We start from the raw sequence: 21,322 nt of genomic DNA on the forward strand, positions 1-21,322 counted from the left end.
CGAACCCTCAGGCCGGAGAACCCGCCTGGGTCAGCGTCAGCGCGCTACAGGATTCCCTGATGCGCGCGCGGAGGGCCGCGCAGGGGCGGCAGCAGCCTCAGGACCGCCGATGCGAAAGCAGGCGGTTCGGCGCGTCGAGCGGGACGCTCGCGCGGGAACGACAGGAATGCGAGGCAGGTCGCCGCGAGCAGGAACAGCGTCAGGTCCTGCACCAGCTTGCCGGGCTTGGTCAGCGGCTGTTCGCCCAGCGGCACGTCGACGTCGCTATGGATCTCGTGGGCGCCGTGATGTCCGCCGTGATCGTCCGCGTGGTGCGCCGCATCGCTCAGGTGCAGCGTCGTCGGTGCTTCACGACCGTCGAAGCACAGGTGCAGATGGGCGACACCGGTGCGCGCCCACAGCAAGGCCAGGCAGATCAGCGCCAGTACAGCCACCTGCCGTGAGGTGCGGGAGAACATGGGCTTCAGTCTAGGGCCGCGAAGGCAACTACGCAGCCCCGTAGCCCGGACGGAGTCCGGGATGGCATTCGCCCGTCGAGCAAAACCCCGGACTTCGTCCGGGCTACGACGCGGTCCGTGCGTGATACAGGCTCATCGTCCCGAACACCGTCGAATACCGCCGCGTCTCCCGTGCCTGCTCGAATCCGGCCTCCTGCATCAGCTCCGGCAGGCACCCCTCGACGTTGTCGGCCGTATTGACGTAACCGTCCAGCAACTGGATGCCGAGGAAGGCCAGGCGCATCAGCGGATTCGCCGCGCGCCCCCAATCGGCCACATGCAGGCTGCCGCCCGGGCGCAGGACGCGGCGGGCTTCCAGCAGCACCAAGAGCTTGGAGGCGCGATCCAGGTGATGGAAGAACAGGCTGGACATCACCGCGTCGAATCGCGCGTTCTCGTACGGAAGCGCCTGGGCGAGCGACTCGTCGAACCGTGGCGTCGCACCGCTGCGGGCGGCCTTGGCGCGCGCCTGCGAGAGCATTGCCGGATCGCCGTCGACACCCGTCAGGTCCAGGCCCGGTGTGCGCTGCAGGGCCATCAAGGCCAGGGTGCCGCTGCCGCAGCCCAGATCGAGTACGGCGTCGCCCGCCTGGAACGCGGCCTGATCGAGCAGGCCCCGCTTGAAAGCGTGTTCGCGGGTGGTCAGCCGGACCACCGGATCGTAGAACGCGGTCAGCGCGCGATAACCCAGCGCGGGGACGTACGCGGATCGAGTTTCTGCCGTCATTCGTTCACTTCCGTTCGCGAAGAAGAAGCCGGACTCGCGGGTGCGGCCCCGATGGCAGCGCCGCGCGGGACGGCAGTGTGGCGCCTCGTTGTCTGCGATCGAAGGTTTGGCCACGGCTGGGCCGGATTTCCCAACGCCGCGGCTTCATGCGTTCCTCGAGCAAGCCGAGCGCCATCGCGATCACCGAGGGACCGGGTGCGCCTGAAGGACGTTGCCCGTCTGCACACGGGCTCGATTACATTGAGGCGTCGCTCGACTCGCGCGACCGGACCGCAGCGCGCAAGCTGTCCCCAGGCCGTTCCGCCCCGGACTCTTTTCGAGATGACCGCGAAGCCGACAACCCCGCAGCCCGCTTCCGTCACGTCGCCGTCGGCGGATTTCCGCCCCGAGATGCTCGCGCCGCTCGTGGCGATGTACGAGGCCGAGGGCGCCAGGGAACTGGCCGAGACGATGCGGGACGATCTGCCGCGCCAGCGGGCCGATTTCGCGCTGGCGCTGGACAAGAAGGATCGCGTCAGCTGCGCGCGCGTCGCGCACAGCCTCAAGTCCGAAGTCCGCATGGTGGCCGCCGACGCTCTGGGCCATGCCCTGGAGTCGGCCGAGCGCGATCTGCGCGAGGCGAACTTCGACGAAGGTGTTGCCGCCATGCCGGACCTGCTGGACCGCTGCGGTGCGCTGTTCGGCAAGTTGTGCGAGGCGGCGAACGCCTGACGCGCCGCGCTGTCGGAGGCGGCCACGCTTCGATGTCCGGAGCAAAAGGCCGGCCCGGCGAGCCGGGTCCCGTCCCCAGTTTCCCTAGAATGCGCGCATGCGGAATCCCTACGAGCTGTTCGCTGGCCTGCGCTACACGCGCGCCAAGCGTCGCAATCACTTCATCTCCTTCATTTCTGCCGCCTCGATGGTCGGCATCGCGATCGGTGTGACGGCACTGATCACGGTGCTGTCCGTGATGAACGGCTTCGAGCGCGAACTGCGCACGCGCATCCTCGGGATGGCGAGCCACGCGACGATCTCGGCCTATCGCGGGCAGCTCGCGGACTGGCCGGACGTGGCCAAGTCGGTGCGCGGCAATCCCGAGATCGAGGCGGTGGCGCCCTACATCGAAGGTGAGGGCATGCTGCGCGTCGGCCAGGATCTTTCGGGAACCTTGCTGCGCGGCATCCTGCCCGAGGAGGAGAAGACGGTTTCGGACATCGGCAAGCACATCAAGGCCGGGTCGCTCGAATCGCTGAAGGCGGGCGAGTACAACATCGTCATCGGCGTGGAGCTGGCGCAGACGCTGGGCGTGGAGCCGGGCTCCAAGATCGACCTGATGATTCCGACGGCCAGCATCACCCCGGCCGGCGTGCTGCCGCGTTTCCGGCGCTTCACGGTGTCCGGCGTGTTCCGCGTCGGCATGTACGAATTCGATCGCGGCCTGGTGCTGATCCATCTCGCCGACGCGCAGGCGCTGTACCGCATGGGCGAGGGCGTCACCGGCGTGCGCCTGAAGCTGCACGACATGTTCAAGGCGCCCGCGGTGTCGCGTCAGCTGGCGAGCACGCTCGACGGCACGTACTACGTCAACGACTGGACGCGCAGCCACGCCAATTTCTTCCGCGCCGTGGCCACCGAGAAGATCGTGATGTTCATCATCCTGTCGCTGATCGTCGGCGTGGCCGCGTTCAACATCGTGTCGACCTTGGTGATGGTGGTGCAGGACAAGCAGGCCGACATCGCGATCCTGCGAACGCTCGGCGCACGGCCGCGCGCGATCATGGCCATCTTCATGGTGCAGGGCTCGATCATCGGCGTGATCGGCACCTTGCTCGGTGTCATCGGCGGCGTGGCGCTGGCGCTGAACGTCGAATCGCTGGTGCCGCTGCTCGAGGCCGCCACCGGGCAGCAGTTCCTGTCGCCCGACGTGTACTACATCAGCGACCTGCCGTCGGAGCTGAAATCCTCCGACGTCATACGCATTGCCACGCTTTCGCTCGCACTGGGCCTGTTGTCCACTCTGTACCCGGCGTGGCGCGCATCGCGCGTGCAGCCGGCGGAGGCGCTGCGGTATGAATGAAGCCGCTGTTCTCCCCTCTCCCGCAGGGAGAGGGGCCGGGGGTGAGGGAGAGTCGCGCTGGAAGCACGCGCTTCCACTCGAGGTGCTGCATCGCGTGCGGGATCTGCGGATCGCGATGACGGATGCCGAGCAGAAGCTCGGGTATTTCCTGCGCGATCGGCGATTCGGCGGGCTGAAGTTCCGGCGCCAGCATCCGGTGCAGCCGTTCGTGCTCGACTTTTTTCGCGAGCAGCTGAAGCTCGGGATCGAGCTGGATGGTGGTCAGCACAATGAAGATGCGATGGCTGTTCGCGGTGCGAAGCGGTCGCGCGTGTTGAATGCGAAGGGGATACAGGTGGTGCGTTTCTGGAATGACGAGATGCTGGGACGGATTGAAGAGGTGTTGCAGATATTGTGGGAGCTGGCTTTTCGCGGCCCAGACTCTCCCTCACCCCGGTTGGGTTTACGCGGGAGTGCCATTGATGCACTCCCACGCTGGGACCCAACCGCTTCGGGGCACCCTCTCCCTGTGGGAGAGGGGAAAAGGGGGCGCAGCTCGTGAGCGATAGCGATACCGTTCTGCGTTGCGCGGGTCTGTCCAAGACCTTCGACGACGGACGTCTGAACCTGACGGTGCTCGAAGGCATCGACCTCGAAGTGCGCAAGGGCGAGCGCATCGCCATCGTCGGCGCCTCGGGCTCGGGCAAGTCGACGTTGCTGCACATCCTCGGCGGGCTCGATTCGCCGACCACGGGCGAGGTCTGGGTGCAGGGTTCGAAGATGTCGGCGTTGTCCGACTCGGCGCGTGGTGATCTGCGCAACCGGGCGCTGGGCTTCGTCTACCAGTTCCATCACCTGTTGCCCGAATTCACGGCGCTCGAAAACGTGGCGCTGCCGCTGCTGATCCGCCGTACCAAGGACAAGGAAGCCTTCGCACAGGCGCGCGAGCTGCTCGAACGCGTGGGCCTGGGCGAGCGCCTGCAGCACAAGCCGGGCGAACTGTCGGGCGGTGAACGCCAGCGCGCGGCGGTCGCGCGTGCGCTGGTGACGCGTCCGGCCTGCGTGCTGGCCGACGAACCCACCGGCAATCTCGATGCGAAGACCGCGGGCCGCGTGTTCGACCTGATGCTCGAACTCAACCGCGAACTGGGCACGAGCCTGGTCGTGGTCACGCACGACATGAACCTGGCCGCGCGCATGGATCGCACGTGGACGATCGAGTCCGGCCGGCTTCGCCTGACGTCCGGAAGCTGAGTTTCGCCTTCGTCGCCGGCGTGCTCGCAACGCACGCGGCGACGAACCTTCTCCCCGCGTGGGTCCTGGTGCTGCTGGGTCTGTCGGCCTTGCCGCCCTGGCGCGGTCGCGCGCTGTGGTCGGCGGCGGTGCTTGGCCTGCTGATCGCGAGCCTGCACGGGCAGCGCTATCTCGATGAACGCTGGCCGGCTGCGCGTCACGGCGAGCAGATCGATGTCGTCGGCCACGTCGTCAGCCTGCCCGAGCGGTCGCTTGCGACGGGGCGCGAAGGCTCCGATGCCGATCTGCATACGCTGAGATTCGAATTCGAGCCTGTCGATCCCGCACTGCCCCGCCGCATCCGCGCGTCCTGGTATCGCACGCAGACGACGCTGCGCGGCGGCGACTGCTGGAAGCTCACGCTGCGCGTGCGCACGCCGCACGGCTCGTCCAATCCGCGTGCCTTCGACTACGAGGGCTGGCTGTACCGGCGCGGCATCGGCGCCGTGGCGACCGTGCGGGACGGAGTGCCGTGCGCAGAGGAGCGTCCGATGCCGGTGCTGCGCGCGCGGCAGGCCATCGTCGATCGCATCGATGCCTGGCTTGGCGAGCATCCGGGCAAGGCGATGGCCGTGGCGTTGACGGTGGGTGACGACGCCGGATTCAGCGACGCCGACTGGGATGCGTTCCGACGCACAGGTACGAGCCACCTCGTGGCGATCTCCGGCTTCAACATCGCGATCCTCGCGGGCTTGGCCTTCCTGCTGCTGCGATGGACCTGGCCTGCCTCGATGCGGCTGGCCCTGCGACTGCCGGCGCAGAAGGCGGCGATGGTGGCGGCGGCGATCGCGGGTCTGGGATACGGCCTGCTCGCGGGCTGGGAATCGCCGGCCCAGCGTGCCGCGCTGATGCTCGCGCTGCTCCTGCTCGCCGCGCTGCCGGATCGAAGGGCCGATCCGTCGCGCGTGCTGGCCTTCGCGCTGGCCTTGATGCTCGCGTTCGATCCGGCGGCGGCGCTGGCGCCCGGCCTGTGGCTGTCGTTCGGCGCGGTCGCCGCGATCTTCTATTCGACGGCGGGTCGACTGCGGGCGCCCGGTGTCGCGGTGGTCGCCGTGAAGCTGCAGATGATGCTCAGCGTCCTGCTGGCGCCGCTGACCTTGTACTTCTTCGACGGCGCCGCCTGGCTGGGGCCGTTCGTGAACCTGCTCGCGGTTCCGGCGATGGCCGTGCTGACACCGCTGGTGCTCGCCGCCGTGGCGCTCGCGGAAGTGATCCCGTCGCTGGGCGTGCCGGCGCTGGGGTGGGTGGCCGACGCCCTGCACCTGCTGCAGGTCTCGTTCGCCTGGATCGCCACGCACGCGCCGTCGGCCTGGATACCGGCCGCGCCGCCGTTGGCGGCCTTGCTGATGTCGCTGTTCGGCGCGCTGCTGCTGTTCGCGCCGCGTGGCTGGCCGTTGCGCTGGCTCGCGCTGCCCTGCTTCGTTCCGCTATTGCTGCCGCCGCAGGCGCCGGTCCACGGGCCGTTCGAGATGACCGTTCTCGACGTCGGGCAGGGGCTCGCGGTGCTGGTGCGAACACCGCACCACAGCCTGCTCTACGACGCCGGGCCGGCCTTCGAGGACGGCTTCGATGCCGGCGAGTCGGTGGTGGCGCCGTACATCCTCGGCCTGGGGCAGCGCGACGTGGATCGTCTGCTGCTGTCGCACGGCGACAGCGATCACTCGGGCGGCGTGCCCGCCGTGCGGCGGCTGGTCGGCGTACGGGACGAGCTCGGCACGCTGCCGGCCAACGCCTGCCACGAGGGCCAGGGCTGGGAATGGGACGGCGTGCGCTTCGAGTTGCTGCATCCCGATGCCGGCACCTGGTCGGACAACAACCGGTCCTGCGTAATGCGCGTCTCGGCGCCCGGCTTCAGCGCCTTGCTGACCGGCGATATCGAGCGCGGTGCGGAAGCCCGGCTGCTGGACGTGCACGCAGGGGCCATGAAGGCGGACGTGCTGATCGCTCCTCACCACGGCAGCCTTTTAACGTTGTTTTTATTTAATTCAGTAATACTATGATTTTACAGTGATTATTAATAGGTTATCATAACTGAATGAGGACGATCGAGAAGCATGGGGAGAAGGGGCAGCACACTTGGTTAGTGCTCGTTGGGGGCGCCATCGATCGTGAGCTGACGCTTTTCAGTGCTGCGGCATCGGTGCAGCTCGGCCTGGCGGCGAAGACGGTCATCGTCTACCTGTACGCGCTTGCTCGGTTCTTCGACTGGCTCGAGCAGGACGCAATCGCTCGCCGGGAGAAATGGGGCCGATTCGAGGAGCCACGCCTGGTTCGAGCAGCGACAGAAAGAAGGCTGCTGACTAAGCACGCGTGTCGAGTTCAGCGAAGGAGCTCCGAAGTCGAAGCGGAGATCTGTCTCGTGAAGCCGTCGAGTGCAACGCGCAGCTCACTCCTGATTGAGCTTCAAGCACTGCGTGCGTTTTACGAACTCTGCAGTCGTTGCGGGTTGTACGGGCACCCAAACCCACTCCGTAGGCAGGGCCAGCGGACAGCTCTTGAGACGATGAGGAGTCCGATTGTCCCTTCTCGTGGGCGAATGCCTAGGCGTAGCGGGGTTGATCCTCCTCCATCGCGGTCTTCTTCCGACAGCTACTACTGCATCATCGGAGACCTTTGGCGACCCGACATCAGAGCGGCTCCTGATATGCGCCATAAGCTGCTGCAGGAGGCGGCGACTGCAGGAAGCTCATTGCGGTACGAATCGGCTCTCCGGGTCATGTGTGACTCTGGCTCTCGTGTAAGTGAAGCCTGCGGCGTCACGATGGAGAATTGGTGGCGAGGCAGCAGGTTTGGAACGGCCATTGACTCGCCTTCGAAGGGTAGCGGGGATGTTCCTGTGAAGGTCCTTTCCCTAAGTAAGGACACCGCCAAGGCTCTGCGGACCTACGTTGATACGGAGCGCCGTCGGTTGGATCCAGAAGGTCGTGGGCTGGAGGAGTTTGAGCTCCTCGGTCGGCGTGGAGACCTCCCCCACAGTACTCCCATATTTCTTACAAGAAATCGAACCCAGCTGAGCCCGGAGCAGTTCCGCAACCAGTTCTTCAATCCATTGGCGCGTCGTGCTGGTTTCGATATCTCGCCGCACGGAACGCGCCACAACTTCGTTTCACTGGCGCTCGACGAGATTGACTTGGTCGCCGATACCCCCGCGCGGCGGCAAATGTTGAGGGAGGAACTGGTGAGCCTCCTCGCTTGGGCTCAAGGGGATCGCATGCTCAAGGTTTACGACCGGCGCTCAAAGGGTCGGAGAATCCTTGAGGTGATCGAGCGAGTACGCGAGAAGCAGGACTCAGCTCCGGTAGCGAGAGTGGGATCGACCGAACTGGCAGCCGACGCCCAACCGTCCGTCATCAGCAAAATTATGGGACGGCCGACATGAATAGTCCCCCTGAAGACGTGCAACGCGCGCTCAAAAAATACTTCGGGCGGCTAAAGCGCACAGGGCAAAAGTTGCCACCGCCTGGACCCAACGGTAAGGGAAACGGAAAGAAGGCAGCGCAGTTTGTAAACATTGCCGAGATTGCCCGACAGATCAGTTTGCCGAGGCATCGGCTGTACCAAGATGGCTTTGCGTATCGGCTGATCGAGGAAGCAGTCGAAGAGATCGGAGTCGCTGAACCCATCGTCGGATCCGTTGACGAACGGATAATCGTCGTTCAGGACGATGCTATTAAGCACTTTGAGGCATCCGCATTCACGTTTCGTCGACTTCGAAAAATCTTTCCATCGATCGTGTACGGCGATCAGTATGAGAATCGACTGGTACTTTCGTTGCCGCTCATACCCGACGGAGACGAGCGATGGCCGGACAGTACTTCGAAGATCGATAGGTTAAAAATCGCGCTGATCAACGAGTCAGAGTATGCAAGTCCGCCGCAGACTCAGGAGGAATTTGAGGAGCGGGCGAAACTGTTTGCCAAGCTCCGCATTTTCTCCGTCTATCGCGTGCCAGAGTCCTGGATTTTCAGCGCTTGTGAAATCATCTATTGCGCAAACGGTGGGCACCTACCATCGTTATTCGAAGTCCGAAGTCTTGTATGGGGAACGACGAAGAAGGCGCCGAACATCGTGGACCGATGGGACTCGAGAGCGGCAACAGGTAGCACTTGGAGTATCGACGAGATCGCCGATGTCGTGAATCTTTGGAGGGTGAAGCAGAAGAAATACCTTCCGCCTTCAATCTCGACAGGGAGACCCGCGACCATTGAGCATTTCCGTCAGGCGATGAAGAGGGTCGGCAATCTGCCTTTCACTTGCTTGGACAAGGATGCAGGGAGTGAATATACGGCGCCGAACGCCGAACTCATCGCATTTGTTTGCAAGATCGAGGACCAAGCCCTTCGAAATAGCATCGGTCTGGTGGCCGCAATTCAATCTGCGAACAAGGTTAAGCAGATTGCGATTATTGGGCGTGCTAGATCTATCGTCGCTCGAATTCGAGACATCAGCGAAGAGCTAACGGCGTGGGATTTCACGACCTCCACGCCTGACGCTGCGATCAAAGGCGTTTTTGACGGCACGATTTGCAAGGCCTACTCGAAATCGAAACGGGAGCGATTTCCCTTTTTGTGGCGGGAGGTTGCTAGAGCGTACGAACGGCACCAGGCCAAGCTGGGAGTTGAAGACGCTCGCCGTCTGATCCGATTCGCAATCAAACACCCGAGGGACGATGCCCAGTATCGAAACGTATCGCTGTGGCGTGCGATGCAAGCGCGTACCCGAAAGGAAAGGAAGGCGAAAGTTGAAGAGCTTTCGTTGGATTTCGCGGGCCTCCGTTTTCTCATTGAAATTCGAACGAATATCGCGCGGCGTTTGGAAGAGGCGACAAACGTAGCGGTGGCGGAGGTGAAGAAGCTGGGCCTTCCCTTGCCGCACGACTTTGCCTACAGAGACACCATTCACTACGAGGACCGCAGAACTCCGATCGTCCAGATGGTCAAGCTGCGGCTCCATTCGGTGGACAGTTTGCGAGCGATGTCGAAGGTGAAGCCGAAGTCCAGGAAACGCGAGGACGCAAACGAACCCGTTCCCATCGTCGAATTTCTCTCTATCGAAGCAGAGGAAGGCAGCGCCGGAACCGAAGAGTTTTGGTTCGCTCCCCTGATCAAGGGCCAGTTCTTCAACTCCGAGCACAAGGCAGCGTCGGCTGAGGTACAGCGCTTTCGCAAGAGAGTCCTCTCGGGTGTCGAGCTGGTAGGTCGCCAGATCGGGCGGCTTCCGGTTGGGTTTGCAGCAGGTCTTCCGGAGCCGTGGTCAAGCCGCCTGCGTCCGGTTGTTAACGATCTAACGGATCGCGTTGGCCTGCAGCTGTTCTATCCGCGAGGGATATACGCGACGTGTCTTTATGGACGCGCGATGCTTAGAACACAGACAGTGACGGGTGCCCGAATAGGAGAGGTCCTCCAGGTCGCGACCTCTCCAGGACGGATCAAGCACGAGCGGGTCCCTGTCGCCTCAGGTGCGCCGAAGGACATCTTCTGCTTCTCTGCTGTTCCAAAGGGACATACCGAGCTGTCCGAGTACTTCGTTGACGCAGAGACAATGGAGACGATGCTGGACGTCGCCATCCTAGTCAGACAGATGCGTGGACTTAAGGACGACGAGCAACTCCCGGTGGTCGCCCCATACCTTAAGGCGCGGGAACTAAAGCGCGATCGCTATCTTTTTCAGGTCAACAGCCGAGCAGTTACGACGGCAGAGGCCAACTTCATCTATCGATTCTTGCTGTGGGGGAAGCATTCCCACGTTGAGACGCACACCGTGCGTCACGCGGTGGCGAATCTGTTGGACCAATTAGGTGTGCCGGAAGAGGTTATTGCTGAGATGTTGAAGCAGAAGGACCTCAGCGCCACCCGCTACTACAAGCAAGCGACGCGAAGGCAGGTTCTTTCGGCTGCCGAGTTCCTGTTTCGCCCGCAGGTGGATTGGTCTGACGTGACTACTACTTCCCAGAGACTGGGAGCCGAGCGAGCGGCTGTTTTTCTTGAAAGCCTGGAGTCTGTTGGTCGCTTGAGCGGCGCGTACACCCACGTACTAGGCGGAATCTGCACCGTATCGCACGCGTGCGCCGCGAAGTTCAGTTGCGTCAACTGCGCAGGAAAGATCCCGGATCCGGCCAAGCGTGATCAGGTGGAGGTAAAGCTCGTTGATGCGCGCCGCTGGAAGCAGTACGCCGAGAAAGAGAATTTGGGGGCTGAGGTCCGTAAGGCGGCAGCTGCTATCAATGATTGCGAAGCAGAGCTACGAGAAATGGATCTGATCCAGCTGGCGAAAAAGAATCGTGCTTCAAAATGAATTTGCGATTCGCCGGCGGGTCGACGAAGTGCGCGTGCGAGGCGCTGGGCAGCTAGAAGCGCTAGTGAGTTCAGGTCGCGAAGGCGGGTCGGCAGGTGGCCGCTCTAAGGGTGAGCCCAATGGCATCTGTGCTCGAGGCCCACTCCTCCGGCCGGATGGGGTTATCGATCAACAGGCAACCTTTGGCAGGGCGCCGCAGGCATCGTAGCCACGCGCAGAGATCAAGTTTGGAAATGAAATGTAAGGTAATGTAATGTAATTAACATTACGTTGCCCCTACATTACAGCGAGTTAATCAATGGCAAGCTTGACGATCAAGGACGTGGCTGATGCCGTCGCTGCGCTGGAGGCGGCGGGGATATCCGTTAGTGCGAGCTCTGTCAGGGAACGACTCGGCCGAGGGTCGTTCAGCACAATCGCTCCGCTCCTACGTGCGGTACGCGACCAGCAGCAGCCTGGCGGCAAGGCAAGTGCCCCGCTGGCGATCGAGCGGGACGTGCCCGCAGCTGTGATTGAGCAGATTGCGGCTGCGGCTAGAAAGGCTGGGGAGGAAGCGTACAAGGCGCTTGCCGCATCCTTGGAGGTCAAAATCGCTGAGGTGACCGCGAATGTTGGCCAAGAACGCCAGATCATGCGCAGCGACATGGACCAGGTGCTCGCGGATGCTCGAGATGCGAGAGAGCGGGCGCAGGCAGTCGAGGGGGAGCTCCGGGAGGCTCGCGAGCGGCTTACCGCGGTTGATTCCGAGCGGCTGCGCGCGCAGGAACAATTGCATGGAGAGCAGATACGCCGGGCGACCGAGACGGAGAGCTTGGCTCGCGAGTTGGCGGCCGCGCAGATGGAACTGAAAGCGGCCCGGGCACGAATCGAGGCGTTGTCAGCGGAGGCAGGAGAGCTTCGCGGACGGCTCGGCGCCTCTGAGAGGTCAGCTCGTTAAGAAGCCTTGGAGCGACTGGCAGCCTCCCGTAAACGAAGCGTCGAGTGGCGCCTCGAAGTACGCCCGCTGAGCTTTAGTGATCCGCAGGCTGCGAACACACCCTAACAACGCGCAAGACAACCGACTCAGTCGTCAGCGGTCACCCAAGTTGTACCACCTGTGGCCAGGTCAAAGTGTCCCACCCGGTCCTCAGCTCATAGTGTCCCAGGGTGGCCACCGGCTAGTGTATGAACGGCAAGTGTTCTAGGCGTGGGTCGGCTCCCGCTTTTTTCGCACCAATGAGTTGAAAGTGTCCCAGGTGGCCACCGATCGGGAGGCTGAATTTCTAGGGGGAAAAGGCGTGGCCGGGTGGGATACTTGGGCGCGGCTGGGCAGAACTCCAGATTGGTTGGGTGTACGGACCCCGATGCAGCACAACTTCTGCCAGCGAACCCATGCAGGCCCAGTCGCCTTGGCCCCTCGTCCGACGAACTGCGAAGCAGTCCTGATTGCCGCGTGAGCACTCATCGGTTGACGGGCTTCGGCGCTCAGATCACATCGGAACCACTCCCCGGACGCGGCCAACGCCACCGATATTGCAGGGTCGCGCGGAGGGAGCAAACGAGAGCGTGTCGTCTCCTCGGTGACACTAAGAACTCCTTAGTATCTAAGGACTTCTTAGCAGCGCAGGCTTATGTGAGGTCAACGATGGCTCTCGCGTGGCGCGTCCGACGAAAACCCGCAGTCCCGTGTCAAAACGCTTGAAAGAGCTTCGCGTGCGCGCGGGCATCTCTCAACGTCAGCTGGGTGTATTGATCGGACTAGATCAGTCGGTGGCGAGCCCTCGCATGAATCAATACGAGCGAGGCGCCCACGAACCTCATTACGGCTTGGTGAGGCGGATCGCAGCGGCGTTGCATGCGCCGACGGCCTACTTCTATGCCGATGAGCCTGCTCTAGCGGAGATCATCCTCGCGTACGGCGGTCTCTCTCCCAACGATCGCAAGAGGGCTGCACTCAAACTGCCTCGGGCTACCTGAAGCCCGTCCTTGCGCGGCGTGCGCCTGGTACGGTGGCCCGCGTCATTGATTCGCGCCCCGCGAGTCGCTCCCGAGAGGGCACGCGTCCGAGATAGTCGCTCCCAAGTCCGGTGACCTGGTCGGCGAACACGGCCGCCACGGAACTGTGTGTTCGGCCTCTGTAGTCCGACCATTCCTTGAGGGCCCATCGCTCTGAGATTGCCCGATCGACCCTCTGGTCAATGTACGAAACCAGGGAATCCGAGAGGGTGTGCACCGACGCTGGGAAGCGCAAGTAGCGGGACGCCGCCTCACGGACTGCCAGCCAGCAGAGATAGAACATCTGGTTCGCCGAGAGCTTACGAAGTCCCCGCTCAAACGCGGGCACTGCCGCCAACGCCCAGCCCTCATCGAATCGGTGCTCGCCAAGTTCATGGCCAAGAAAGCCAGCGACTTCCGAAATGGCGAGCTCGCGCCAGACGGTGAAGAGTTCCTCTGTAGCGGCGGGCTGGCGGGCAAGCTCGAGCGTGTGTCGTGCGAGCTGGCCGCTGAGACCTTCGATCGAAGCGAGCGCATCCCCTAAGCGCCATTCGGGCTCCTGCACGGTGGCGGCGGAGAAAATCCAGCTCCGCCGGGGATCCGAAGACGAACTCCAAACGATCGCGCCGTGCGCCGCGAGTTCTCGCAGCATCTGAGAGGCCATCTCGGTGTGAGGCGCTAGACGACTTAGGGGTCTTGCGCTTCGAAATGACGTCGCGACGGAGGTATCACCCAGGACTGAGAGCAGGAACAGGCTCGAGCGAAGGCCAAGCACACCCAACGCCGGATCAACCACTTGCGAGGTGGTCTCGTGGGCAGGGTCGAGCGTGTCGGAACGGCTTGCCCTCCGCGGCGGCATTCGGGCGAATCCAATCGATCTGGGGTACTAAGGATATCTTAGTGATCCAAATGGACACAGCACCGTCTGCCGCCACGGTTAGCGGCCTTACCCGACCTTTTGGGCCTTCCCGTGGCGCCTAGGTACGGCGAACAGCCCCGCTGGGCCGAAACCTGATGGGCTTTGCGCCAACCTGCGCCTCCGGCGGGAGCGTCGCGATGCGAAGTGCGGCGGCCTGCTGGCCGGAGAACGAGAATGCCTTGCTCAACTCCGGGGTCCAGCCAACACGGCCGGTCTTGCGATCAACACAAAGCAACTCATGGAACCCCGGGCTCGCGGGATTTTTAGAGGACGGAATGCGACCGATGTACCACATAGGTGCGACCTCCTGATGGAGCCGCGCGCATGCGTGAGCCCATCGCAAAAGTGGATGGAAGTCACCAGCCGGGGCAGTCATGGTCTGGGTGCCTTACCGAAGCGCGCTACCTTGTTCCTGCCGCGCTTCGCCCCTGGCTGCAGTACGCCCACCGCATCGGAACGATGGGGCCGCTATTCGGGCTCGAGATCGATGAGCTTGTATGCGAAGAGACTACCGACAGTTGCGCGCTCTCGGGAAGTCTGGCGCAGTGATTCATCGCCATCCGCTAAACGCCATGGCCGGCCCGCTTTATCTCAAAGCGTCTTCGATCAACGGCACCGAGGTGATCGCGGAGGCGCTGAACCGGGTGCCCTGTATCTCGAGGAACATCAGCTCCATCGGCTGGTCGCTCGTTATTGATCAAGTAGCCAGTGTCAGCTTCCACGAGGACATGCTGGCTTTTGCGATCGCCGACAGCTACGAGGAGGGTCGACAGATGCTCCTGGCCTTCGCGACGTTGCTGGACCGCCATTCCGACGACATTGTCGGTCTCGACGAGTGCAAACTTCAGGCTTGGGTGGTTGGCGAGAGGGTAGGCGTGCCCATCCGCCACCTCTGTTTTCGTTGGTCACGCACCCGCGCAACGAACCCTCGAGTGGTCTGGCTCTCCGGCCCGCACAGTGCCCGCCAGCGGCCTCCCTGAGAGAGGGTTCTCCCAAACTTCGCTCCCGCACTCGAGTGAACGACTTGCGTCCGATGGACGCGTGGATTCACACGCTCGATGCCACATCGCGAACGGCGCAAACTCCGTCAGCACTCAGTCGGGAGAACATGCAATGGCGCGACACACGATCGAACTGATCATCAACGCCGAAGCCAGCGGCTCGCGTTCGGTCTCGTTGCCGGGTGCAGGCGATCTCGCACATCTCATCGATGTGTTTGGGCTGGCGCTCACCCTGCTGCCATCTACTCCTTCTTCTGGCGCGCCATCAGCTTCTCCGCAAGGCGACGCCAGGGACCCCACTGAAGAGGCGTCCCGCCGCTCAGAACCTTCGCGAACTGCACGTCAGTCATCCGCCCGGGAACGGCTGCGACGAGTTCACTGAACTTCGGTATGTGGACCTGGCGGGCAGTTGGCTCACGGTGCGGCCCGATGAGCAGTTGCATGCCCGTGTCAGATCGCATGAGCTCTTCGATCTCCTCTAGGCTCAATCCTGCCAAGCTATCCACGTGAGACTCCATCGCTGCCAACTTCTGCAGCGAAGCAGCCTCTTCAAGTCCGCGACGGGGACGCTTAGGGCGAGCACTCTTCATGGAGGGGACCGTACGCCAAGTTGGCGAATGTGGGAACTCTTGCAGCCGTCTCGATGACGAGTCGATCACGCCGCCCAACTAGGTACGCGCTACCAGGCTACGTGGTCACCCATTCTTCCGCCTCGTAATCCGTCGCAGGTATCGAGACCGACGGCCGATTTTTCATCGGTCGCAAGGGACCGCTTTCAGCCCATCTCGGCCATCGTTTCGGATCCTAGGAGCGGACGGTCGCAAGCGACAACTCTTGAGACAGCGTCGAAGGTCACCGCACTCTTTGGCGCAATCTCGTCGACCGCCTACCGCCCCGATTTTGCTGCACGCGTTGTCGGACTTTCGCTCATCGGTGGAGGATCCGAGTCTTCGCCCAGCTCAAAGGCTGCGGTAGCGGGCACTTCATGATCAAACATCGCCGACTCGGGCGGTGGAAGACTGTGCATGATTGCCCAGAAATCGCACTCGGAGAGCTCTTCAAGACTCAGCACCTGCCGGTCAGACTGTCGATTCATCTCAGGACCTATCGCGCTGAGTCGCCGCATGCTGGAACAATGGCCGCCCGCATGTCGAGAACTCGCGCACTCCAGGACGATCATTCGGGATACGGCCGAAACCCGCCCACCGTCGTTTGTGGAGCGAGTATTGTGGGCCAAGGTCTTCACCCGATACGGGTTCATTGTCTAGCCGGCATTTTGGCGGGGGAGCATTGATGGACGACAGTAATCCTCGAATCAGGCAAGCCAATGCCAGAGCCCTCGAAATACTCGAGGATGCGAAGGCAGCTGCACACTGGATTGAGACTCCAAACGTGTCGCTCGGGAACGTCGCGCCGCTGATACTGCTCGATTCGGATGAGGGCCTGCGACGCGTCTTAGCCGAGCTCTCGGCGATCGAGTACGGACTGCCGATTTGAACTGAGAACTCAGGAGCCAACGACGCGTATCAGCCCACTGCGGACTGCTGTCGACGGATCCGGCCGGCGCCGAAGCGGACACTGAGTGGCTGGCCAACGGATAGAGGCTTGACGACCCGGACAGAGAAGGCGGTAGGGCCGTCAAGCCAATGCTCAACTCTCTAGTCCAGCGGACTGATCACGCCCTGCACTCCTTTGCCTAAGACATGCGTGTAGATCATCGTGGTGGCGACATCGTTATGGCCTAAGAGCTCCTGGATCGTTCTAATGTCTTGCCCGCGCTCGAGCAAATGGGTCGCGAAAGAATGGCGGAACGTGTGGCAGCTCGTGTGTTTGGTGATCCCTGCCGTCCGGATGGCGCCTTTTACCGCTCGCTGGAGTGTGTCCGGAAAGACATGGTGTCGTTTCGTTCTGCCGGAGTAGGGATCGACCGATCGCTTCGCCGACGGAAAGACGTACTGCCAACCCCAGTCGAACCCAGCCTTCGGATACTTCCTGGCCAGTGCGTAGGGTAGCGACGCTTCTCCGAAGCCCTGGCCCAAGTCGAGTTGGTGAAGCTCGCGGGCCTTGTCGAGGTGGATCTGCAGCGATGGCACTAACGCCTTGGGCAGGATCGTCACGCGATCCTTTGCACCCTTCCCATCACGTACCGTGATCTGCAACCTGGTCAGGTCAATGTCCTTCACCCGAAGGGTGATGCACTCGGTCAACCGAAGTCCCGCGCCGTAGAGAAGGCTCGCCATGAGCCACCGCGTGCCCGATAGAGCCGCCAGGACGTGCCTGCACTCTTCCTGGCTGAAAACCTGAGGCAGCCGCTGCGGCTTCTTTGCGCGCTGGAATGTGTCGACCCAATCGACCGGTTGTCGAAGGATCCATTTGTACAGGAAGAGGATCGAAGCCAACGCTTGGTTCTGGGTGGAGGCCGAGCAGTGACGATCCCGAGCAAGGTGGGTCAGAAACTGTGTGATCTCTGGCTCGCCCATCTCCTTCGGGTGCCTCTTGCCGTGGAAGATGATGTAACGCCGATTCCAGTGCTGGTAGGTTTTCTCTGTCCTCAACGACAGGTTTCGGCGCCGCATTTCGTCGCGGAGCCGGTCCAGAAGCTTTGGCTGGAGAAGGGGAGTAGGATTTTCGTCGGGGCTCATCGATTCAGCTGTCTAATCCGGCGGAAGTGCCGAGATCATTTAGCTGAATCAGAGCGTTACATCACAGTCGACCAGATTGAATTGCGAAAATGCGGCAAAACAAAGCAGCAATTGATCCGTCCAATTGGCGTTGGGCACTAAGAGAGTAAGCGCATGACTCCACGAGATGAAACAAACGGCCTCCTCAATGAGGCCATTGAGATGGCACTCAAGCTCACGGCAGAGCATGGAAGCAACTTCCCGTTCTGTATGGCAGTCACGGTAAAAGGCGAGCGCCTGAATATTGCCGCGGATGACACAGCGGTATCAGGGTACGACGCACTACTCGCTCTCGTACAACAACAAGTGAGGTCCGCTATCGCGGACAAGCAGCTACGCGCAGTAGCTGTCGCTCGCCACGTCACACTCCGCGCGGGGCCAGTGAAAGCGGGCACGGAAGCTATCCAGATCACGCTAGATCACCTCCAAGACTCAGCGAGCACATGCTATCTGCCGTATTCGGTATCCGACGGTCAGATAGAACCTGGAGAGTTGTTCGCAACGGACCCAGTGGATACCTACTTCTCAAAGGAGGCGCCAACTATGCAAGCCGCCAAGCCCTCAGGCGGGTTTCTCAAAAAGCTTTTCAAGAGATAGCCGTTCGGCATGCCCAACAAGTCGCTGCAGCCGACGTCCACGCCCCAGGGCATTCGGCCAATCGGATGGGCCGGTATGGGCGTGGCCGCGGCTGAGCTTGGGCGTTGGGCGTCAGGGAAAGAGATCTTGTAATGGACAGTGGAATGGAATCGCTGAAGGCCATGATCGGCACGCCCTACAAGGCGAGTGAATCCATCGCGACGACATCGGACCGGTGGAAGCAGTCAGAGACGCGGCTCGGAGTTGAGTTTCCACCAGACTACAAAAATCTTGTGGAAATCTATGGAACACACGCGTGGGCTGGCTTCCTTCACACACTCATTCCGGGTCACGTCAGGCGTAGTCTTGAGCTGGAAACACGAGGACTACGCATCCTTGGAGCTCTTTTGGAGGCAGCTCGTGAGTATCCGGGAAGCATCGAATACCCGATCTATCCCGAGAGGTGCGGGCTTTATCCATGGGGTGTAACGGATAACGGCGACATTCTTTGCTGGCTCACTCAAGGCTATCCCAATTGGTGGCCGACGGTGGTCATCAATACTCGAGGAGGATCCATTGAGAAGCATGCGATGACTGCCTCCGCCTTAATCGCGAGCTTTCTTGACGGCACGCTGCAATCGCCTCTACTGCTGGGCCCGTTCGATGGAAAGCGTCCTCAAAACTCCGATCCGGGGTGGGAGGATGGGTGCTACTGACGCCCAACCAGCTGATGCAGCCGAGGTCTCTGCCGCCGGCGATCACTGTGTCCATCTGCTTGGTTAGCGCAGGCGGCAGAGCCCCGGCTGATCGCAGGCGTTGGGCACCACAAGCATGGCGTTAACGATTCCCCAACTGATAGTGCGCAGGTGCAAAGAACGCGCCATCTGCGAGGTATTTGATGAAGCGCCTTGGTCGGAGCGCTCCGCTGCGTTGACGCACGTCGGAATCTCCCACCCCGACGCATGTACCGCCCACGAGATTTCGCGCCATGCCGCGCAACAGGCACTGGCAGCGTCTCTGTCTATTGACCTTTGCTACCGCACCAGGCGGCTAGGCCCTACGGCGTCGGCAGAGTTCGCGGACGCATTTCTCGGGCTGTTCCCTTCTTCGTCCCGCTTCTACAGCAATAGCGCCACACCTTTCCGCTCCGCTGAGCCTGCGTGGGGGTTCTGCAGTGCTACGGAGAGCACGGTGGACACCGGCGTTATCGTACGGCAGGGTCGGACTCTTGCCGGTGTTCTATGGCTTGCAGATACCGATTAGGAGTTCGTGTGGGTGTTGCCCAACAAGCTGTTCAAGCCGACGCTCTTGCCCTGCGTGGATTGCTCAGATCTGCAAGTGCAGGTCTGGGCAAGAGCGCGGCTTAACGCAGGCGTTGGACCGCTAAGTTGGCGTGCGGCTCCAGATCATGGGCATAGGGCGACGTCCCCCCGATTTTGAGTAGCGATTCGGTTTGGAGTCCAATCCTACCCATCGAGGAGATTGGACGTGAAGAAGCGATTCAGCGAAGAGCAGATCATTGGGTTCTTGAAGCAGGCTGACGCCGGTATGGCGGTCAAGGATTTGTGCCGCAAGCACGGATTCTCGGAGGCCAGCTACTACCTCTGGCGCAGTAAGTTCGGGGGCATGGACGTGTCGGATGCCAAGCGGCTCAAGGCCCTGGAGTCGGAGAACGCCCGGCTGAAGAAGCTGCTGGCGGAGTCGATGCTCGAGAACGAGATCACCCGCGAGGTGCTCCGAAAAAAGTTCTGACCGCACCGGCCAAGCGCGAGACGGTGCGGGCAATGCAGGCGCTGGGATCGACGGAGCGACGCGCGCTGGCGGTGGTCGGCATGAGCGCCAGTTCATTGCGCTACGAGCCCGCGGCGGACCGTAATGCGGTGCTGCGCGAGAAGATCGTGAAGCTCGCACAACGGCATCGTCGCTACGGAGCCGAGATGATCTACCTGAAGCTGAGGCAGGCGGGCGAGCTCGTGAATCACAAACGCGTGGAGCGTCTCTACGCGCTGGAGAAGCTGCAGGTGCGACGTCGCCGCAGGAAGAAGATCCCGGTGAGCGAGCGGCAGCCGCTAGTGCGTCCCGGCGCCGCCAACGAGGTCTGGTCGATGGACTTCGTCTTCGACCGCGTCGCATCGGGACGGGCCATCAAGATGCTGGTGATCGTGGACGACGCGACGCACGAAGCCGTGGCCGTCATCCCCGAGCACGCCGTCGGTGGCGAGCACCTGGTTCGTATCCTCGATCAGGTCTGCTCGCTACGAGGCCGGCCAGCGGTGATTCGATCGGACAATGGGGCGGAGTTCACAGGAAAAGCCATGCTCACCTGGGCTCACCGAAACAATGTCGCACTGCGCCTCATCGAGCCTGGCAAACCCAACCAGAACGCCTATGTCGAATCTTTCAACGGTCGGCTCCGCGATGAATGCCTCAACGAGCACTGGTTCACCAGCCTGCTGCACGCCAAGGCCGTCATCGCGATCTGGACGCGCGAATACAACGAGGAAAGACCGAAGCCAGGACTCGGCGGGCTGACGCCCGTTGCCTACGCAAAGCAACTAGCCGCCAAGGCGGCTACATTTGCCCCGGACTCCAATGCCGCGCGCTACTGAAACCGGGGGGACGTCGAGGGAACGGCGATCGCCTCAAGATGTTCACCGTCAGCGAACTCGAACGATTGGCCTCATGGGGTTCCCTTGAGTCAGGTTTCGATCTCCTCGACACCATTCCCCGATCTGAGAGCCAGTGGCGCAAGCGCATTGAGCATCCGCTTATGACACGGCTAAAACGCCAATGCTCTGCTTCAGTGGTCGTGTCGGCGCACGGGCAGGACGGGCATTCCACGTACTTTCACTTCTTCTTTCATCCGGACGGAGCGTTGAAGCGTCGACCCGCTCCTCGCGGGGAGGAACTGGAGCAGGCTGAGGTATCGGTCGTGTATCTCAGTCTCTTGACGCCGGTTGCGGTCTTTGGCCGTGGAACGTACTCCGTACATCGGAGCCCCAAAGGGCACGGCTGGAGCCATCCCTCAATAGATCTGGATACCGCGCTCGATCCGGCAATGAGCCGCCTATCAGATTTGGAGAAGTGCGTTCTCGATGCGGTGGCAGATCACGGTTACAGGTTCCCACCGCTTGCGGAGCTGGAAGCCATGCTCCCGGCCCACATAAGGCCGCAGGAGTACTGTCTCGGACGGCAGCCTTGGGACAAAATCTTCCATGTTCTCTTCGCCAACACAGACTAGATGCCGCCGACGCGGTCCAACAAGCTGTTGCAGCCGAGGTCTCTGCCGCCCGTGACCTTTAATTCTCAATGGCTGGTCTGTGCG

19 protein-coding genes are annotated in these 21,322 nt (G+C 62.0%); 14 read left to right on the plus strand and 5 right to left on the minus strand.

Going from position 1 to position 21,322, the window contains the following annotated elements:
- Window positions 1-44: 44 nt before the first annotated feature.
- Together DFR24_RS21415 and DFR24_RS21420 are read right to left on the minus strand one after the other, a co-directional pair.
- Entirely contained in the window at window positions 45-458 is a 414-nt protein-coding gene (locus DFR24_RS21415; RefSeq protein WP_133883470.1) for a hypothetical protein, read from the minus strand.
- Window positions 459-561: 103 nt separating this feature from the next.
- Window positions 562-1,224, minus strand: a complete 663-nt coding sequence (locus tag DFR24_RS21420; RefSeq protein WP_133883471.1) for a class I SAM-dependent methyltransferase — start codon at window positions 1,222-1,224, stop codon at window positions 562-564.
- 321 nt (window positions 1,225-1,545) lie between these two features.
- Between DFR24_RS21420 and DFR24_RS24565 the strand changes: the two genes are divergently transcribed.
- The 9 genes from DFR24_RS24565 (at window position 1,546) to DFR24_RS25435 (ending at window position 12,802) form a co-directional block, all read left to right on the plus strand.
- Window positions 1,546-1,935 (plus strand): Hpt domain-containing protein, encoded by a 390-nt coding sequence (locus DFR24_RS24565; RefSeq protein ID WP_162851363.1) that lies wholly within the window; start codon window positions 1,546-1,548, stop codon window positions 1,933-1,935.
- Between the two features lie 97 nt (window positions 1,936-2,032).
- Window positions 2,033-3,280 (plus strand): lipoprotein-releasing ABC transporter permease subunit, encoded by a 1,248-nt coding sequence (locus DFR24_RS21430; RefSeq protein WP_133883473.1) that lies wholly within the window; start codon window positions 2,033-2,035, stop codon window positions 3,278-3,280.
- Window positions 3,273-3,821, plus strand: a complete 549-nt coding sequence (locus tag DFR24_RS21435; RefSeq protein ID WP_133883474.1) for an endonuclease domain-containing protein — start codon at window positions 3,273-3,275, stop codon at window positions 3,819-3,821. Before DFR24_RS21430 ends, DFR24_RS21435 begins: the two co-directional genes overlap by 8 nt.
- Entirely contained in the window at window positions 3,818-4,513 is a 696-nt protein-coding gene (lolD, locus tag DFR24_RS21440) for a lipoprotein-releasing ABC transporter ATP-binding protein LolD (RefSeq protein ID WP_133883475.1), read from the plus strand. The genes DFR24_RS21435 and lolD overlap by 4 nt, the downstream gene beginning before the upstream one ends.
- Window positions 4,468-6,552 (plus strand): DNA internalization-related competence protein ComEC/Rec2, encoded by a 2,085-nt coding sequence (locus DFR24_RS21445; RefSeq protein ID WP_133883476.1) that lies wholly within the window; start codon window positions 4,468-4,470, stop codon window positions 6,550-6,552. The genes lolD and DFR24_RS21445 overlap by 46 nt, the downstream gene beginning before the upstream one ends.
- Window positions 6,553-7,196: 644 nt before the next feature.
- Window positions 7,197-7,931, plus strand: a complete 735-nt coding sequence (locus DFR24_RS24570) for a site-specific integrase (protein ID WP_162851364.1) — start codon at window positions 7,197-7,199, stop codon at window positions 7,929-7,931.
- Window positions 7,928-10,846 (plus strand): site-specific integrase, encoded by a 2,919-nt coding sequence (locus DFR24_RS21455; protein ID WP_133883478.1) that lies wholly within the window; start codon window positions 7,928-7,930, stop codon window positions 10,844-10,846. Before DFR24_RS24570 ends, DFR24_RS21455 begins: the two co-directional genes overlap by 4 nt.
- 307 nt (window positions 10,847-11,153) lie before the next feature.
- Window positions 11,154-11,783, plus strand: coding sequence for a DNA-binding protein (locus DFR24_RS21460; protein WP_162851365.1), 630 nt, complete (start codon window positions 11,154-11,156; stop codon window positions 11,781-11,783).
- A 728-nt stretch (window positions 11,784-12,511) separates the two neighbouring features.
- Complete coding sequence (locus DFR24_RS25435) at window positions 12,512-12,802, plus strand: helix-turn-helix domain-containing protein (RefSeq protein ID WP_133883546.1); 291 nt, start codon at window positions 12,512-12,514, stop codon at window positions 12,800-12,802.
- On the opposite strand, the gene DFR24_RS21470 is transcribed toward DFR24_RS25435, so the two are convergent.
- Window positions 12,795-13,472, minus strand: coding sequence for a hypothetical protein (locus DFR24_RS21470; RefSeq protein WP_133883480.1), 678 nt, complete (start codon window positions 13,470-13,472; stop codon window positions 12,795-12,797). The two genes, DFR24_RS25435 and DFR24_RS21470, sit on opposite strands and share 8 nt — an antisense overlap.
- A gap of 839 nt (window positions 13,473-14,311) precedes the next feature.
- Here DFR24_RS21470 and DFR24_RS21475 point away from each other — a divergent pair.
- Entirely contained in the window at window positions 14,312-14,719 is a 408-nt protein-coding gene (locus DFR24_RS21475) for a hypothetical protein (RefSeq protein WP_136249376.1), read from the plus strand.
- A 263-nt stretch (window positions 14,720-14,982) separates the two neighbouring features.
- Here DFR24_RS21475 and DFR24_RS21480 read toward each other — a convergent pair whose 3' ends face one another.
- Window positions 14,983-15,183, minus strand: a complete 201-nt coding sequence (locus DFR24_RS21480) for a hypothetical protein (RefSeq protein WP_136249375.1) — start codon at window positions 15,181-15,183, stop codon at window positions 14,983-14,985.
- Window positions 15,184-16,033: 850 nt separating this feature from the next.
- On the opposite strand from DFR24_RS21480, the gene DFR24_RS21485 reads away from it, so the two are divergent.
- Window positions 16,034-16,237 carry an MbcA/ParS/Xre antitoxin family protein gene (locus tag DFR24_RS21485; protein WP_133883483.1) on the plus strand — a complete coding sequence of 68 codons (204 nt, stop codon included), beginning with the start codon at window positions 16,034-16,036 and terminating at the stop codon, window positions 16,235-16,237.
- A gap of 161 nt (window positions 16,238-16,398) precedes the next feature.
- Here DFR24_RS21485 and DFR24_RS21490 read toward each other — a convergent pair whose 3' ends face one another.
- Window positions 16,399-17,382: an integron integrase gene (locus DFR24_RS21490; protein WP_133883484.1), complete on the minus strand. Its 984-nt coding sequence runs from the start codon at window positions 17,380-17,382 to the stop codon at window positions 16,399-16,401.
- Between the two features lie 779 nt (window positions 17,383-18,161).
- Here DFR24_RS21490 and DFR24_RS21495 point away from each other — a divergent pair.
- The 3 genes from DFR24_RS21495 to DFR24_RS21505 all read left to right on the plus strand — a co-directional run bounded on the left by DFR24_RS21495 (window position 18,162) and on the right by DFR24_RS21505 (window position 21,238).
- Window positions 18,162-18,713 carry an SMI1/KNR4 family protein gene (locus DFR24_RS21495; protein WP_133883485.1) on the plus strand — a complete coding sequence of 184 codons (552 nt, stop codon included), beginning with the start codon at window positions 18,162-18,164 and terminating at the stop codon, window positions 18,711-18,713.
- Window positions 18,714-19,545: 832 nt separating this feature from the next.
- Window positions 19,546-20,606 (plus strand): IS3 family transposase gene (locus tag DFR24_RS21500; protein WP_407075129.1). Its coding sequence is split into 2 segments (ribosomal slippage): window positions 19,546-19,738 and window positions 19,738-20,606, totalling 1,062 coding nucleotides; the frame shifts between segments, so codons are not numbered across the junction.
- Between the two features lie 38 nt (window positions 20,607-20,644).
- The gene (locus DFR24_RS21505) at window positions 20,645-21,238 is read left to right on the plus strand and encodes a hypothetical protein (protein ID WP_133883487.1); all 594 of its coding nucleotides are present in this window, start codon (window positions 20,645-20,647) and stop codon (window positions 21,236-21,238) included.
- Window positions 21,239-21,322: the final 84 nt, after the last annotated feature.

The organism is Panacagrimonas perspica, from assembly GCF_004364935.1.
GTDB classification, from domain to species: Bacteria; Pseudomonadota; Gammaproteobacteria; order Nevskiales; family Nevskiaceae; genus Panacagrimonas; species Panacagrimonas perspica.

Bases quoted from the DNA above. Each gene is read 5' to 3' on its own strand.
- DFR24_RS21415 (WP_133883470.1), bottom strand. From the start codon at position 458: ATGTTCTCCCGCACCTCACGGCAGGTGGCTGTACTGGCGCTGATCTGC.
- DFR24_RS21420 (WP_133883471.1), bottom strand. From the start codon at position 1,224: ATGACGGCAGAAACTCGATCCGCGTACGTCCCCGCGCTGGGTTATCGC.
- DFR24_RS24565 (WP_162851363.1), top strand. From the start codon at position 1,546: ATGACCGCGAAGCCGACAACCCCGCAGCCCGCTTCCGTCACGTCGCCG.
- DFR24_RS21430 (WP_133883473.1), top strand. From the start codon at position 2,033: ATGCGGAATCCCTACGAGCTGTTCGCTGGCCTGCGCTACACGCGCGCC.
- DFR24_RS21435 (WP_133883474.1), top strand. From the start codon at position 3,273: ATGAATGAAGCCGCTGTTCTCCCCTCTCCCGCAGGGAGAGGGGCCGGG.
- DFR24_RS24570 (WP_162851364.1), top strand. From the start codon at position 7,197: ATGCGCCATAAGCTGCTGCAGGAGGCGGCGACTGCAGGAAGCTCATTG.
- DFR24_RS21455 (WP_133883478.1), top strand. From the start codon at position 7,928: ATGAATAGTCCCCCTGAAGACGTGCAACGCGCGCTCAAAAAATACTTC.
- DFR24_RS21470 (WP_133883480.1), bottom strand. From the start codon at position 13,472: ATGCTGCGAGAACTCGCGGCGCACGGCGCGATCGTTTGGAGTTCGTCT.
- DFR24_RS21475 (WP_136249376.1), top strand. From the start codon at position 14,312: ATGGCCGGCCCGCTTTATCTCAAAGCGTCTTCGATCAACGGCACCGAG.
- DFR24_RS21480 (WP_136249375.1), bottom strand. From the start codon at position 15,183: ATGCAACTGCTCATCGGGCCGCACCGTGAGCCAACTGCCCGCCAGGTC.
- DFR24_RS21485 (WP_133883483.1), top strand. From the start codon at position 16,034: ATGGACGACAGTAATCCTCGAATCAGGCAAGCCAATGCCAGAGCCCTC.
- DFR24_RS21490 (WP_133883484.1), bottom strand. From the start codon at position 17,382: ATGAGCCCCGACGAAAATCCTACTCCCCTTCTCCAGCCAAAGCTTCTG.
- DFR24_RS21495 (WP_133883485.1), top strand. From the start codon at position 18,162: ATGGAATCGCTGAAGGCCATGATCGGCACGCCCTACAAGGCGAGTGAA.
- DFR24_RS21505 (WP_133883487.1), top strand. From the start codon at position 20,645: ATGTTCACCGTCAGCGAACTCGAACGATTGGCCTCATGGGGTTCCCTT.